Origin of the sequence: Mucilaginibacter sp. OAE612, assembly GCF_041806395.1 — a bacterium.
Classification (GTDB): Bacteria; Bacteroidota; Bacteroidia; order Sphingobacteriales; family Sphingobacteriaceae; genus Mucilaginibacter; species Mucilaginibacter rubeus.
The window spans coordinates 2,626,981-2,639,068 of record NZ_JBGMUW010000001.1 but is presented as its reverse complement, the minus strand read 5'-3'; the positions used below and the strand labels follow the sequence as shown (position 1 = coordinate 2,639,068).

Annotated in this window: 11 protein-coding genes; 8 read left to right on the top strand and 3 right to left on the bottom strand. The window is 42.3% G+C overall.

Translation table 11 applies throughout. From position 1 onward, the window contains the following. Positions 1-19: 19 nt before the first annotated feature. The 7 genes from ABID99_RS11010 (at position 20) to ABID99_RS10980 (ending at position 7,910) form a co-directional block, all read left to right on the top strand. Positions 20-892, top strand: a complete 873-nt coding sequence (locus tag ABID99_RS11010; RefSeq protein ID WP_373613717.1) for a hypothetical protein — start codon at positions 20-22, stop codon at positions 890-892. A gap of 247 nt (positions 893-1,139) precedes the next feature. Then, on the top strand, positions 1,140-2,048 hold the full coding sequence (locus ABID99_RS11005; RefSeq protein ID WP_188832067.1) for a prephenate dehydratase: 909 nt from the start codon (positions 1,140-1,142) through the stop codon (positions 2,046-2,048). Between the two features lie 90 nt (positions 2,049-2,138). Then, positions 2,139-3,269, top strand: a complete 1,131-nt coding sequence (locus ABID99_RS11000) for a chorismate mutase (RefSeq protein ID WP_373613716.1) — start codon at positions 2,139-2,141, stop codon at positions 3,267-3,269. Positions 3,270-3,277: 8 nt separating this feature from the next. Beyond that, positions 3,278-4,594 carry a 3-phosphoshikimate 1-carboxyvinyltransferase gene (gene aroA, locus ABID99_RS10995; protein ID WP_373613715.1) on the top strand — a complete coding sequence of 439 codons (1,317 nt, stop codon included), beginning with the start codon at positions 3,278-3,280 and terminating at the stop codon, positions 4,592-4,594. 201 nt (positions 4,595-4,795) lie between these two features. Next, positions 4,796-5,890: a chorismate synthase gene (gene aroC, locus ABID99_RS10990; RefSeq protein ID WP_373613714.1), complete on the top strand. Its 1,095-nt coding sequence runs from the start codon at positions 4,796-4,798 to the stop codon at positions 5,888-5,890. Between the two features lie 151 nt (positions 5,891-6,041). Then, on the top strand, positions 6,042-7,274 hold the full coding sequence (locus tag ABID99_RS10985) for an MFS transporter (protein ID WP_373613713.1): 1,233 nt from the start codon (positions 6,042-6,044) through the stop codon (positions 7,272-7,274). Positions 7,275-7,283: 9 nt separating this feature from the next. Then, positions 7,284-7,910: an HAD family hydrolase gene (locus ABID99_RS10980; protein WP_176629045.1), complete on the top strand. Its 627-nt coding sequence runs from the start codon at positions 7,284-7,286 to the stop codon at positions 7,908-7,910. Here the strand turns inward: ABID99_RS10980 and ABID99_RS10975 are convergent. Continuing rightward, complete coding sequence (locus ABID99_RS10975; protein ID WP_373613712.1) at positions 7,897-8,412, bottom strand: DinB family protein; 516 nt, start codon at positions 8,410-8,412, stop codon at positions 7,897-7,899. The genes ABID99_RS10980 and ABID99_RS10975 overlap by 14 nt on opposite strands. After that, positions 8,412-9,422: a glycosyl hydrolase gene (locus ABID99_RS10970; RefSeq protein WP_373613711.1), complete on the bottom strand. Its 1,011-nt coding sequence runs from the start codon at positions 9,420-9,422 to the stop codon at positions 8,412-8,414. Before ABID99_RS10970 ends, ABID99_RS10975 begins: the two co-directional genes overlap by 1 nt. Positions 9,423-9,647: 225 nt before the next feature. On the opposite strand from ABID99_RS10970, the gene ABID99_RS10965 reads away from it, so the two are divergent. Continuing rightward, positions 9,648-11,090, top strand: a complete 1,443-nt coding sequence (locus ABID99_RS10965; protein WP_373613710.1) for a L,D-transpeptidase family protein — start codon at positions 9,648-9,650, stop codon at positions 11,088-11,090. Between the two features lie 64 nt (positions 11,091-11,154). Here ABID99_RS10965 and ABID99_RS10960 read toward each other — a convergent pair whose 3' ends face one another. Next, a complete protein-coding gene (locus tag ABID99_RS10960) occupies positions 11,155-11,919 on the bottom strand; it encodes a murein L,D-transpeptidase catalytic domain family protein (protein ID WP_175489943.1) in 765 nt (254 codons plus the stop codon). Positions 11,920-12,088 lie beyond the last annotated feature (169 nt).

Here is a 12,088-nt window from a genome sequence, read left to right as displayed (position 1 = left end):
TTTTGTGTCGCGCTAAACCATGTTACAATTAATATCCAAACTCCAGCACAACACTTACGAAAAAAGCGAATATTCTGACGAGCAACTTCGTAATGTTGATGAGACTATCCAAGTCATTAAAGATTTCCCGTGGGACGCAGAGCGGGCATTAACTGATATCCAGTTAACCGGGCCATCGGTAGTTATTCAGGATAATAACCTGAACTACCTCAAGCTTGGCCTTTACTTTAATAGTAAATTCTGCGTTTATTATCTTGATAACGGCAATCATCTATATGAATATCATGCCTCCACCATTGATAAGGCTTGCGATCTGGTAAAAGACTTTTTTGAGCAGACACTCAATCTGAGTTCATTTGAAAAACACTTCTTTAATATCGGGAATCAACCACATTTCATAACCAGTGACTTTATCTATAGAGTTAACCCGGCGAGAATATTTGTTCTTGCAGCTTTTTTCTCAATATATCTATTATTTGCCATTTCAGTATTTTGTGCAAGCGTACTTCATATTGGCGGCGGTTCGTATCCGATAGTGCTTCTTTTAATAATTCTTGGACTGGGGATATTTATTGGCAGTATATCCTCTGTAGCCATAAAAGGCCGTAATCAGTATTTGCGAATATCACGTGGCAACCACATATTCTATTACGGGATTGACGAAAAACACATTAAGGAGTACAATAAAGCCGATGTAGCAGAACTTGCTCATAGAACAGCGACGAGCGACCGGAATATGGGTAACGTACAAATCAGGTTCAAAAACGGAGAATTTATACAACCTAAAATGTTAATCCATGATATGGATCTTATTCAGAAGTTTCCGGAAAATTTGGGAATAAAGATAATCTATCCCCAAAATTCTCTCTTCAAACGCTCCCAAAGCGCCTAACACAGAATTTAATTTGGTTGATCTATTATTTTTTACAAAAAATAAAATTTTCTATTGACAAACTCTTTTTTTACCGTACATTTACGTCGTAATAAAAAACAGCAAATGAAATTAACAGGTGCATACTTCTTTGGCTACTACTTTTACTTTACCAGTGAGAGCCGGGACTAATATGTACAAAACAAACATATAAAGAAACTAAAAAGTCCCGGCCTACCAGCCGGGACTTTTTGCTTTAAGCAGGTTTATGAAAATAGAACAACCAAAAGTCGCAATTCAGGGTATCCGGGCCTCTTTTCACGAAGAAGCTGCATTGAAATACTTCGGCGAAAACACCGAGACCATTGAATGCAACTCTTTCAAACAAACATTTGAGAGTTTAAAGAACCGTGAGGCCGATTATGTGGTAATGGCTATCGAAAACAGCATCGCCGGCAGCATCCTGCCAAATTATACCTTGCTGCTTGATTATGGCTTCCCAGTAGTTGGTGAAATTTACCTGCCCATCCAGCTGCACCTGATGGCTTTACCGGGAGTAAAATTCGAGGATATTAAATACGTAACCTCCCACCCTATTGCCTTACGCCAGTGTGTTGATTTTTTTGACGAATATCCGCACCTTAAAATTGTGGAGAGCAGTGATACCGCGGCCTGTGCTAAACGCATCAGGGATGAGCAGCTAACAGATACGGTTGCTATTGCAAACTCTTTAGCCGCTAAGCTTTACGGCCTGGATGTTTTGGAACGTCGCATCGAATCGAACAAAAGAAACTTTACCCGTTTTTTGATCCTAACCCATCATGATAATATTGAAAAGAAACCGGCTAACAAGGCTTCTTTGTGCTTCCAGGTAAGTAACAAAGTTGGTGCATTAGCTAAAGTGCTTAATATTTTCGCCGAAGAAGGCGTAAATATGAGCAAAATTCAGTCGATGCCGATTTTAGGCAAGCGCAACGAATACAATTTTTATGTAGATATAGAATGGGAGGAACAAAAACAATATGACGCTTCCATAAGGCAGATCCTTAAGTATACCCATAACTTCAATATCCTTGGCGAGTACGAAAGGCACGATGATGAGCATGCGGTGAGCCCAAAACCTCGCCGGGCCGAACGGAGTATCCGCAAGTATATCAATATCAGGCGTAATGCATAATAAAGACAATTGGCAACAGAACCCAAAAAACTAACATAATTTAAATTATCAACTAACATTCCCGGCTACCACCGGACAAACAAAAAAACGATGAAACTAAATTTAAACATACAGCCGCTTAACACCTGGATTAAAACAGGTAAGGAACCTCTGGTTATTTCAGGCCCTTGCAGCGCTGAAACAGAAGAACAATTAGTAGCCACAGCTCATTTATTAGCCCAAACAGGTAAAATCTCAGCTTTGCGTGCAGGTATTTGGAAACCACGTACCCGTCCGGGTGAGTTTGAAGGTATTGGCAGCATTGGTTTGGAGTGGTTAAAACGTGCCAAAGAAGAAACAGGCTTACCAACAGCTGTTGAGGTTGCTACTGCAAAACACGTTGAAGAAGCTTTAAAAGCGGGTGTTGATATCCTTTGGGTAGGCGCACGTTCAACCGCTAACCCTTTCACCGTTCAGGAAATTGCTGATGCTTTAAAAGGTGTTGATGTGCCTGTAATGGTTAAAAACCCGGTAAACCCTGATCTTTCATTATGGGTTGGCGCTATAGAGCGGATCAACAACGCAGGTATTACCAAATTAGCTGCAATTCACCGTGGTTTCTCATCTTACGAAAAATCAGCTTTCCGTAACGAACCAATGTGGGATGTTGCTATCGCCTTAAAAACCCTGGCTCCTGAGTTACCTCTTATTAATGACCCAAGCCATATTTCGGGTAACCGCGATCTGATCGGTTATGTTTCACAAAAAGCTTTGGATCTTGATATGCAAGGCTTAATGATCGAATCACATATCGATCCAAGCGTAGCCTGGACAGATGCTAAACAACAGGTTACCCCTGCTGCTCTTGCCGATATCATTGACCACTTAACTTTGCGTAAAGCGGAAGTTAGAAATTCTGAAGTAAATGATAAGCTGGCCGAGCTACGTAACCAAATCGACAAGATTGATGACCTGGTGATCCAGAAAATTGCTGAGCGTATGCAGATTGCTGAGAAAATCGGTCAGTACAAAAAAGATAATAACATTACCATTTTACAAGTTGGCCGTTGGGATGAAATCCTTCAAAAACGTACAACTTACGGTAAAGCATTAAAATTAAGCGCCGAGTTTACTGAAAAATTGCTTGAACTGGTTCACAACGAATCTATTCGCAGGCAAACAGAAGTAATGAACGCCGACGCCGCTCAGGGCCAGGCAGCAGAAAAACTTACACACGCCTAATATTTTAAATGATGCATAACATCATTCTGAAAAGAAACAACAAGTTCATTAACGGCACGGTTAACCTCACCGGTTCAAAAAGTGAGTGTAACCGCGCCCTGATCATCGAAGCGTTAAGCAAAGGTAAAGTAAGGGTTGAAAACGTATCTGACGCCGCTGACGCTGTTTTACTGGCAGGTATTTTAAGGGAGAACCAGGACTCAAGAACTAAGAGCCAGGAGGTTCCGGCAGGAAACGCTTCTCCCGATAATTACGAAATTGAAAATTGCAGATCCGAAATCGTAGACATCGGTCCGGCGGGTACGGCTATGCGCTTTTTGACGGCTTACTACGCCATACAGGAAGATGAAGTGATCTTAACTGGTAGTAAACGCATGAAGGAACGGCCAATAGGTATCTTAGTTGATGCATTGAGGACCTTGGGTGCCAATATTGATTATGAAGAGAATGATGGCTATCCTCCTGTCAAATTAAAAGGAGGTTTTAAGCAGCAAACCAATAAGATCAGTATAAAGGGGAATATCAGTAGCCAATATATTACAGCATTGCTACTCATAGCAGCTCAGTTGCCTTTAGGCTTGGACTTGCATATAGAAGGCGAATTAACGTCGCGCCCGTATGTTGAAATGACTTTGACTATGCTTGAAACTTCTGGCATCAAGCACGCATGGAAAGATAATGTTATCACAATTGCAAACCAGGAATTTACAACGACATCACTGTACGTTGAACCGGACTGGAGCGCTGCTTCCTACTGGTACGCTATTGCTGCTCTTGCAGATGAGGCTGAACTGTTTTTAACAGGACTTACCCCTTACAGTTTGCAGGGTGATAGTGTGATCACCGAGATCATGGCTAACTTTGGTATTACTTCGCAGTTCAGGGATGGTGGCGTTCATTTGAAGAAAGAGAACAAACCTATCTCCCGCCGCGAATTTGACCTGAAAGAATGCCCCGATCTGGCACAAACAGTAATTGTTGTTTGCGCAGCGCTTAATCATGAAGCATCTTTTACCGGCCTTGAAACTTTAAAGATCAAAGAAACCGACCGCATCCTGGCCCTGCAAACAGAGCTTGGCAAAATGGGTGTTAAGCTGATTGAAAAAGATGAAGTTTACATGCTTGATTGCAGCGGGAAATTTATCCCTGATAGTATCTTCATCAATACTTATCATGACCACCGAATGGCAATGGCCTTCGCGCCGCTGGCCCTTATCCTTCCGCAAATGGAATTTGAAAATGGGCCGGTAGTTGATAAATCATATCCCGCCTTTTGGAATGACCTGGAAAAGCAGGGGTTTGAAGTGGAAGAGAAGGAAGCTTAAAGCTGAAGGCAGAAAGCCTAACGCAAACGTACAAAGTGCGTTATTGTGGGGAACAAAGCAATCTCAAGCGAGATTAAGACTTACGAAGTTTTCAAAACTTCGTAAGTCTGGATTTTACAATGACAGTTATAAAATAACCAATTAAAGATATTCAGATAGGATTTTCTCCTGTCTCCTATCTAACATTTCATATCTAAAACTATGGCAGGCAATTCATTCGGGCAAATATTCAGGATAACTACTTTTGGCGAATCACATGGCGAGGCCATCGGTGTAATTATTGACGGATGCCCGGCCGGCTTACAAGTTGATCTTGATTATATCCAGGGCGAACTGGATAAACGTAAGCCTGGCCAGTCAAAGATCACTACCCAACGTAAAGAAAGCGACACGGTAAAAATCCTTTCGGGTGTATTTGAAGATAAAACTACGGGCACCCCTATTGCTATGCTGATCCCCAATGAAGACCAGCGTTCAAAAGATTACAGCCACAACGTGGATGTATATCGCCCGTCGCATGCCGATTATACCTATCAAACCAAATATGGCATTCGCGACCATCGCGGCGGCGGCCGTTCCTCTGCACGCGAAACTGCCGCCCGCGTTGCTGCAGGCGCTTTGGCCAAACTGTTGCTTAAAACACAGGGCATTGAAATTGTTGCCCATGTGAGCAGCGTAGGTAAAATCAATGCACCAAATGTATTTATTAACGATCCGCTTGAGTTTATTGAGGAGCGCGAAAAAAATATTGTACGCTGCGCCGACCCGGCCACTGCGGAAGAGATGATCGAATTTATTGATAGTGTGCGTAAAGATGGCGATACCGTTGGCGGCAAGATCAGCTGCTATATAAAAAACTGCCCGGTAGGCCTTGGCGACCCTGTGTTTGATAAACTGCATGCCGATTTGGGCAAAGCGATGCTAAGCATCAATGCCGTTCACGGCTTTGAGTTTGGTTCGGGCTTTGAAGGCAGCGAAATGCGAGGATCTGAGCATAACGATATCTTTGTAAAATCGCACCTGGGTGATATACAAACCATTACCAATTTCTCGGGCGGAATCCAGGGAGGCATTAGCAATGGTATGCCTATCGAATTTAAGGTAGCCTTTAAACCTGTCGCCACCATCATGAAAAACCAGGCCACAATTGATAGCGAAGGCAACGTTGCCGAAATATCAGGCAAAGGTCGTCACGACCCCTGCGTAGTTCCGCGCGCCGTACCTATTGTTGAAGCCATGGCAGCCCTTGTGTTAGCCGATCATTGGCTCAGGAACAGAAACGCCCGTTTAAGCTAAAAGCGCTCAGTTAGCCTAAAGCAAAAAGCCGAAAGCTCAAAGCGTTCCACTGAGAACATTTGAGTTTTCGGCCTTTTATTTTCACCAAGCTTCTTTTGCTTTTGGCTTTCTGCTTTAAGCTTTCAGCCCAATAACCTACCTTTGTAAAGCCATGCTTATCTCAATTATCCAATTATACAAACAAGCCTATAGCGGACTATCAAAAAACAGCTGGTACCTGAGCATCGTAATGCTTATTAACCGTAGTGGCACCATGGTTGTACCTTTCATGACCATTTATACCATCAGGCAGCTGCATTTTACCATTGAGCAGTCGGGATATATTATGGCTATTTTTGGCGTGGGTGCTGTTTCCGGCGGCTTCATCGGTGGTAAGCTGATCAATAAAATAGGCTTTTATGACTTGCAGGTTGGGGCGTTGCTTACCGGCGGATTACTATTTTTGATCCTTGGTTATCAAACCAATTTCATCAGCATGGCCATTTTCACCCTCGTGTTGAGCATTTGCAACGAATCATTCAGACCTGCCAATTCAACGGCTATAGCACATTACAGTACAGAAGAAAACAAAACGCGCTCCTACTCGCTTAATCGGTTGGCTACAAACTTAGGCTGGGCTTTTGGCGGCGGTTTGGGGGGATTATTGGCATCTATAAATTATCATTTGCTTTTTTGGGTAGATGGTTGTACAAATATCGCGGCAGGTATATTATTGCTCACTTTGATGCCCCGTTCAAAAGTGGCAAAAACAATCAAAGAAGCAGTGGCCGGTTTTGATGAAGTGGTTTCATCGGCTTATAAAGATGGGCTTTACTTGATGTTTATCTTATTGGCAACCCTGTTCGCAACTTGTTTTTTCCAGTTTTTTATTATGCAGCCTGTATTTTATAAAATACAATGGCATTTTAACGAGCGTTTTATCGGCTTTCTGCTGGCATTGAATGGTATACTCATCGTGCTTGTTGAGATGATACTAATTAACTGGCTCGAGGGTAAACGCCATGCTTTATCTTACATCATCTCCGGCATTTTAGTTACTGGTGCCGGCTTTGCATTACTTAACCTGATGCCACATGTGCCTTTGGTAGCCATATTAATTGTATGCATGATAACATTGGGTGAAATGCTTTCCATGCCATTTATGAACACGTTTTGGATAAGCCGTTCAAATGTGCGTAACCGTGGTGAGTATGCCGCGTTATATAGCATGTCATGGGCCGGTGCGCAGATCATCGCTCCATTTTTGGGTAGCCAGGTTATCGCCTATGGAGGGTTTGAAATGCTTTGGTGGCTATTGGGTGGCGTTTGCCTGATTGTGGCCTGCGGCTATTTGATCATGAAACGGTCAATACATACCACTAAACGAGTACCTGTTTTACCTTAATTTGCTATCATGAAAAAAGCCATCATATTAGATCTTGATAATACCATATACCCGGTAAGTTCCATTGCCGATCATTTGTTTAATGAACTGTTCAACTTTCTTGATCAGCATATTACCGGCGAGGGTATCGAGCATATCAATAAAGCAAAGGAGGATTTAAAGAAGGTTCCCTATCAGAAGGTGGCAGACAAATACCAATTCAGCGATCTCATTAAAAACAAAGGGCTCGAACTATTAAATAATATTGAGTACAACCGGCCGATGCAGCCTTTTGATGATTATAAGCATATCCGCGAAACTAAGATCACCAAGTTTTTGGTTACCACGGGCTTTACCAAACTGCAATGGAGCAAAGTTAAAATGCTGAACATTGAAGCAGATTTTGAAGCCATCCACATTGTTGACCCTGAACTTTCGCCCCTTACCAAGAAAGATATTTTCGCGTTGATCTTGGAGAAATATGATTACAAACCCGAAGATGTACTCGTTATTGGTGACGATCCCGAATCTGAAATAAAAGCAGCAAGCGATTTGGGTATCGATACTTTTCTATACGATCCCGAAAATAAACATCCAAACGCCCGGGTAACCTATCGCTCACAAAATCTTAAGGATGCGGCCGCTATTGTTGCTTAAGCACCTTTACAGTAACCAAAAGCTGCCCAAGATGGCGCATGGTATGTTCGGCAGAATGCATATACAAGCCGATAACTGTTGATGGTAATTGCCCCCGGCCTACTCCTCGCCATTCGGTTAATATGGTCTCGTCGGTAGCTTTGAGTTTATCGATAGCGTTATCAACCTCGGTATTAAACGCTTTTATTAAATCAACAACGGTAATTTCATATTCACCAGGTTCACCTTCGGCTGCAAGGTAATTTAGTTGTGCCGCACTAAGCCCTTCACCTTTTGCATAGGTAAAAAGCCGATTGAGTACCCCGGTGAGGTGTTGCAAATGAAAAGCCGGCGATGCCACGCCGGCAAGCTTTTCCCACAGCAGCTTTTCCGGAAAATCGGCCATCAATTCATTAAGTTCTTCCCTTGCCTGTAAAAGCGCGTGTGCAACAGGTTGAAGCAAGGCCGGCACATCATCCAGCGGGCCGCGGAGCCAAACTTCAGGTAGTTTTTGAGTAGACATTAGTTTTTATTTAGCATTGTTTTCACCTGTTCGTGATTCAACGTTTGGGGTAAGCCATATATGGTTCTTACCCGTTCATGTGTATTATCAGTCCACAGCCAGCTTGTCCATACCATAAACCAGGCCCATTCGGGTTGGGCTGCCAGAATTTCGGGTTTTGGCAGTTCGCCGGTTTCCGTCAGCGCAATGATCTTGCCATTGGCAACCTTAAGCAAATCGCTATAATCCCGTTGTTCATAATCGAAATGATAGATATCAGCACCTAAAATATCCACATAATCAGCACCGGGATAAAAGTCTTTATAGTCATACGCTTCATCTAATGGCAGGTCGCGCAAACCGTTAGGCCCCCATACCCAAATCAGGTTATTTAAATGATGATAATTGGTATAATGATCATACATCATTTTCCAAAGTTTAATGATGCCGTCATTACCTTTTTTGTTTCCCCACCAAAACCATACGCCGTTCATTTCATGGTAAGGCCGCCATAAAACAGTCACATGGGCATCTCTTAGCTGTTTCAGGTAACCGGCTACCACATCAATCTGGGCAAGCCATTTCTTATTTAAATCTGTATTAGGGGTTGTCAGTTCTTTCCATTGCGCATCAGTCAACTTTCCCTGGATACTTTGTTTCCAATCGTAGGGAGGATTATCAATCGGCCGGCCCTGGTGCCACATGAGTGTTACGAGGTAACCATCCTGCCATTTTTGTTTTGCTTCATTAACCAAATCCTGCCCCAGGTCCTTATCGCCCCAAAGCATAAAATCCGAACCCCACACAGCGGGATAATGTCCTGTAATGGCTTTAGCACTGTCTGAAAAAACGTCACGGTCACTGTTATAATTTTGTTGCCCCGACAAAATATGTTTGCCTTTTATACTATAAAGGAAAGCAAGCAATTTATTTACCTCAGGCGATGCTTCTTTATTTACTGGTTTAAAACTTTGTGCTAATGCCATGAAAGGCAATGATATGATTAAAGTAAGCGGGAGTAGTTTTTTCATTTTAATTAAACAGGCTATTCGGCTTAAAGGCGATAACGGGCTTTGTTCAAAAATAAATAAAAAGTACGGCCGTTTATGGTATGGCTATTGCTATTCATAAGCAATATTTAACTATCTTTCGTCTATATGATACCTATTCCCTTTAGGAAACACTTTATCCCGATTATACTTTCCACGTGTTTGGTTTTGCCTGCTGTATTACAAAGCTGCAAGAAAAAGCATGAAATGATTGCTGAAGATATGTTCAGGATCACACAAAATGAAATTTTCAAAAAGGCCGATACTGAAGGATACATCCCCGTTTTTAAAAGAGTATTCACAAAATACCGGTCTAAGACTGCCAATCCGCTGGTTATCGAATCATTTTTCAAAAAGAATGAATACCAGCCACTTTTAGTTATAAACCATTTAAACAATGGCGATCTCGAAGCTTTACCAGAGTATCTTGATAAGATCAATGAACACGGCCTCGATCCAACTGTGTATCCATCGGCAGACATCAAAGCACTTGTAGCCAAACTCAAAGACAAAAAGGCTATAAAAACAATTGATGAAGCCTATGAAACTGTTGCCAAGCTTGAGGTGTTAACAGCGGGCGCTTTGATAAAATACTCCAATGCGCTGCAGTACGGGGTAATCAATCCTAAAAAGATCTACTCAAGATATTTTATGGCCACCCGTCGACCTGATAGCACAACGATGCTTGCCACTTTAAACCAGGCAGATTTTAAAGCATTCCTTGACAGTATCCAACCCAAAAGCCCTCAATATTTAGCGTTACAAAAAGCATACAGGGACAGTGCAACTATAGAAGGCCTTTCCCGCGAGGAGAGCAAACGCTACTTATTGGTGAGCCTGGAGCGGCTGCGTTGGAGAAATAAACCTTTCGAACCCAAATATGTGATTGTAAATATCCCCGATTTCAGGCTCGACGTTATCGAAGATGGCAAATCGGTTTTAAATATGAAAGTTTGTGTAGGCCAGGGACGAAACATGAAAAACCAGAACACGCTTGAACATTTTGATGATACAGCGAGGGCTGATAAACCTTTTCCCCGGGAAACGCCGATACTGAACAGCCTCATCCATAGCGTTGAAGTAAACCCTATTTGGAATATTCCCCGCAGTATTGCCACAAAAGAGATCATTGTTGAGGCCGCCGAAGACCGTTACTACCTCTCCAACAAAAACATAGATGTTTTTAAGGACGGCAAAAGGATTGAAGACCCGGAAACTATCGATTGGTCGCAGGTTACGCCCGACAATCTGGAATACGAGTTTAAACAACGCCCCGGAGAAGACAACTCTCTGGGTAAAATAAAGTTTCTGTTTAAAAACCGTAGCAGCGTTTACCTGCACGATACACCTAATAAAGAAGCATTCAGACATGCTATGCGTGCAGTAAGTCACGGCTGTGTACGATTAGGTGATCCGCTTGGTCTGGCACAAAACCTGTTTGGAGAAGGCGCCGCCCTCGACACCATTTCGAAAGATATGGTTGAAGATAAACCGAACCCTACCAATATAGGTTTGCCAAAGAAAACGCCTATTTACATCACGTATGTAACCTGCTGGGCAGATGACGATGGCACCATCCAATACCGCCCGGATGTTTATGGTTTAGATATAGTGCTTTATGCACACCTGCAAAGTTTTTTGGCGAAATAAAAAAGAGCCCGGCGAACTTTTCGGTAAGCCGGGCTTCATGATTTGGTTTATAGTTGGGTTGGATTTAAAACTTTGTAAAATTGAATGACGTATCAGCGCTTGCCATTAAATTAAGCGGCCCCGTTTCATCCAGGTATTTTGAATAGTACGACTCATCGTTTCCGTTAATAAATAAAACGGTTTTGCCGGCAATGGTATTGATAACTTTATTAACCACTTTTGGCGATACCGCGGGGCAGCCAAAGCTTCTGCCGATATATCCCTGCTCATTGATAGCGGCAGGCCCAACATAATTAGCGCCATGTACAACAATGCTGCGCATACGGGCATTGCCGTTAAAGCCTTCATCCATACCGTCAAGGTATAGTGAACGGCCATGTTTACCATTATAAACCTTATCAGTTACATAAAATCCGAGACTGCTTTCATGTGAATCGTTCGCATCCGAAAAATGACTTGCCATTTCCTGTCCGCTGCCTGATCCATGTGCAACCCATGTATTGAGCACCAACTGTTTGTTCAACAAATTTATAATCCACATACGCTTTTCACGGCTTGATTTGCTAAAATCAACCACCGTGAGCACGTCGCTGCTTTGAGGTACCTGGTGCGAAAGCTTCAGATTGGTATAGCCTGTTACAGCTTTTTCAAACACATTAAAAGCTAAACCGGCCTCTTTAAGGCGCGCTGCCTCATATAAATTATTAACGTATTGCTCAAATAGTTCTTTAGTTGTAAACGTTGCATTTTCTTTCCTTACGCTCACTGATCTGTTTGCACCATCCGATTTCCAGCTTAAAATTGTTGCTGAAAGAAAAAAAATCGACATAGTGACCCACAAAAAATGTTTCCTCATACGCTTTCCTGAGTTTAATTTAATTTAAAATAATTAGGGTATAGTAACAGGTTTTGGACGGTTTGTTAACCTGATATTAACAGGTAAACACAAAAATATACTTTAAAACCTAAAATCCAAATTAGTAAACCAATATTTTTTT

Bases quoted from the DNA above. Each gene is read 5' to 3' on its own strand.
- ABID99_RS11010 (WP_373613717.1), top strand. From the start codon at position 20: ATGTTACAATTAATATCCAAACTCCAGCACAACACTTACGAAAAAAGC.
- ABID99_RS11005 (WP_188832067.1), top strand. From the start codon at position 1,140: ATGAAAATAGAACAACCAAAAGTCGCAATTCAGGGTATCCGGGCCTCT.
- ABID99_RS11000 (WP_373613716.1), top strand. From the start codon at position 2,139: ATGAAACTAAATTTAAACATACAGCCGCTTAACACCTGGATTAAAACA.
- aroA (WP_373613715.1), top strand. From the start codon at position 3,278: ATGATGCATAACATCATTCTGAAAAGAAACAACAAGTTCATTAACGGC.
- aroC (WP_373613714.1), top strand. From the start codon at position 4,796: ATGGCAGGCAATTCATTCGGGCAAATATTCAGGATAACTACTTTTGGC.
- ABID99_RS10985 (WP_373613713.1), top strand. From the start codon at position 6,042: ATGCTTATCTCAATTATCCAATTATACAAACAAGCCTATAGCGGACTA.
- ABID99_RS10980 (WP_176629045.1), top strand. From the start codon at position 7,284: ATGAAAAAAGCCATCATATTAGATCTTGATAATACCATATACCCGGTA.
- ABID99_RS10975 (WP_373613712.1), bottom strand. From the start codon at position 8,412: ATGTCTACTCAAAAACTACCTGAAGTTTGGCTCCGCGGCCCGCTGGAT.
- ABID99_RS10970 (WP_373613711.1), bottom strand. From the start codon at position 9,422: ATGAAAAAACTACTCCCGCTTACTTTAATCATATCATTGCCTTTCATG.
- ABID99_RS10965 (WP_373613710.1), top strand. From the start codon at position 9,648: ATGATTGCTGAAGATATGTTCAGGATCACACAAAATGAAATTTTCAAA.
- ABID99_RS10960 (WP_175489943.1), bottom strand. From the start codon at position 11,919: ATGTCGATTTTTTTTCTTTCAGCAACAATTTTAAGCTGGAAATCGGAT.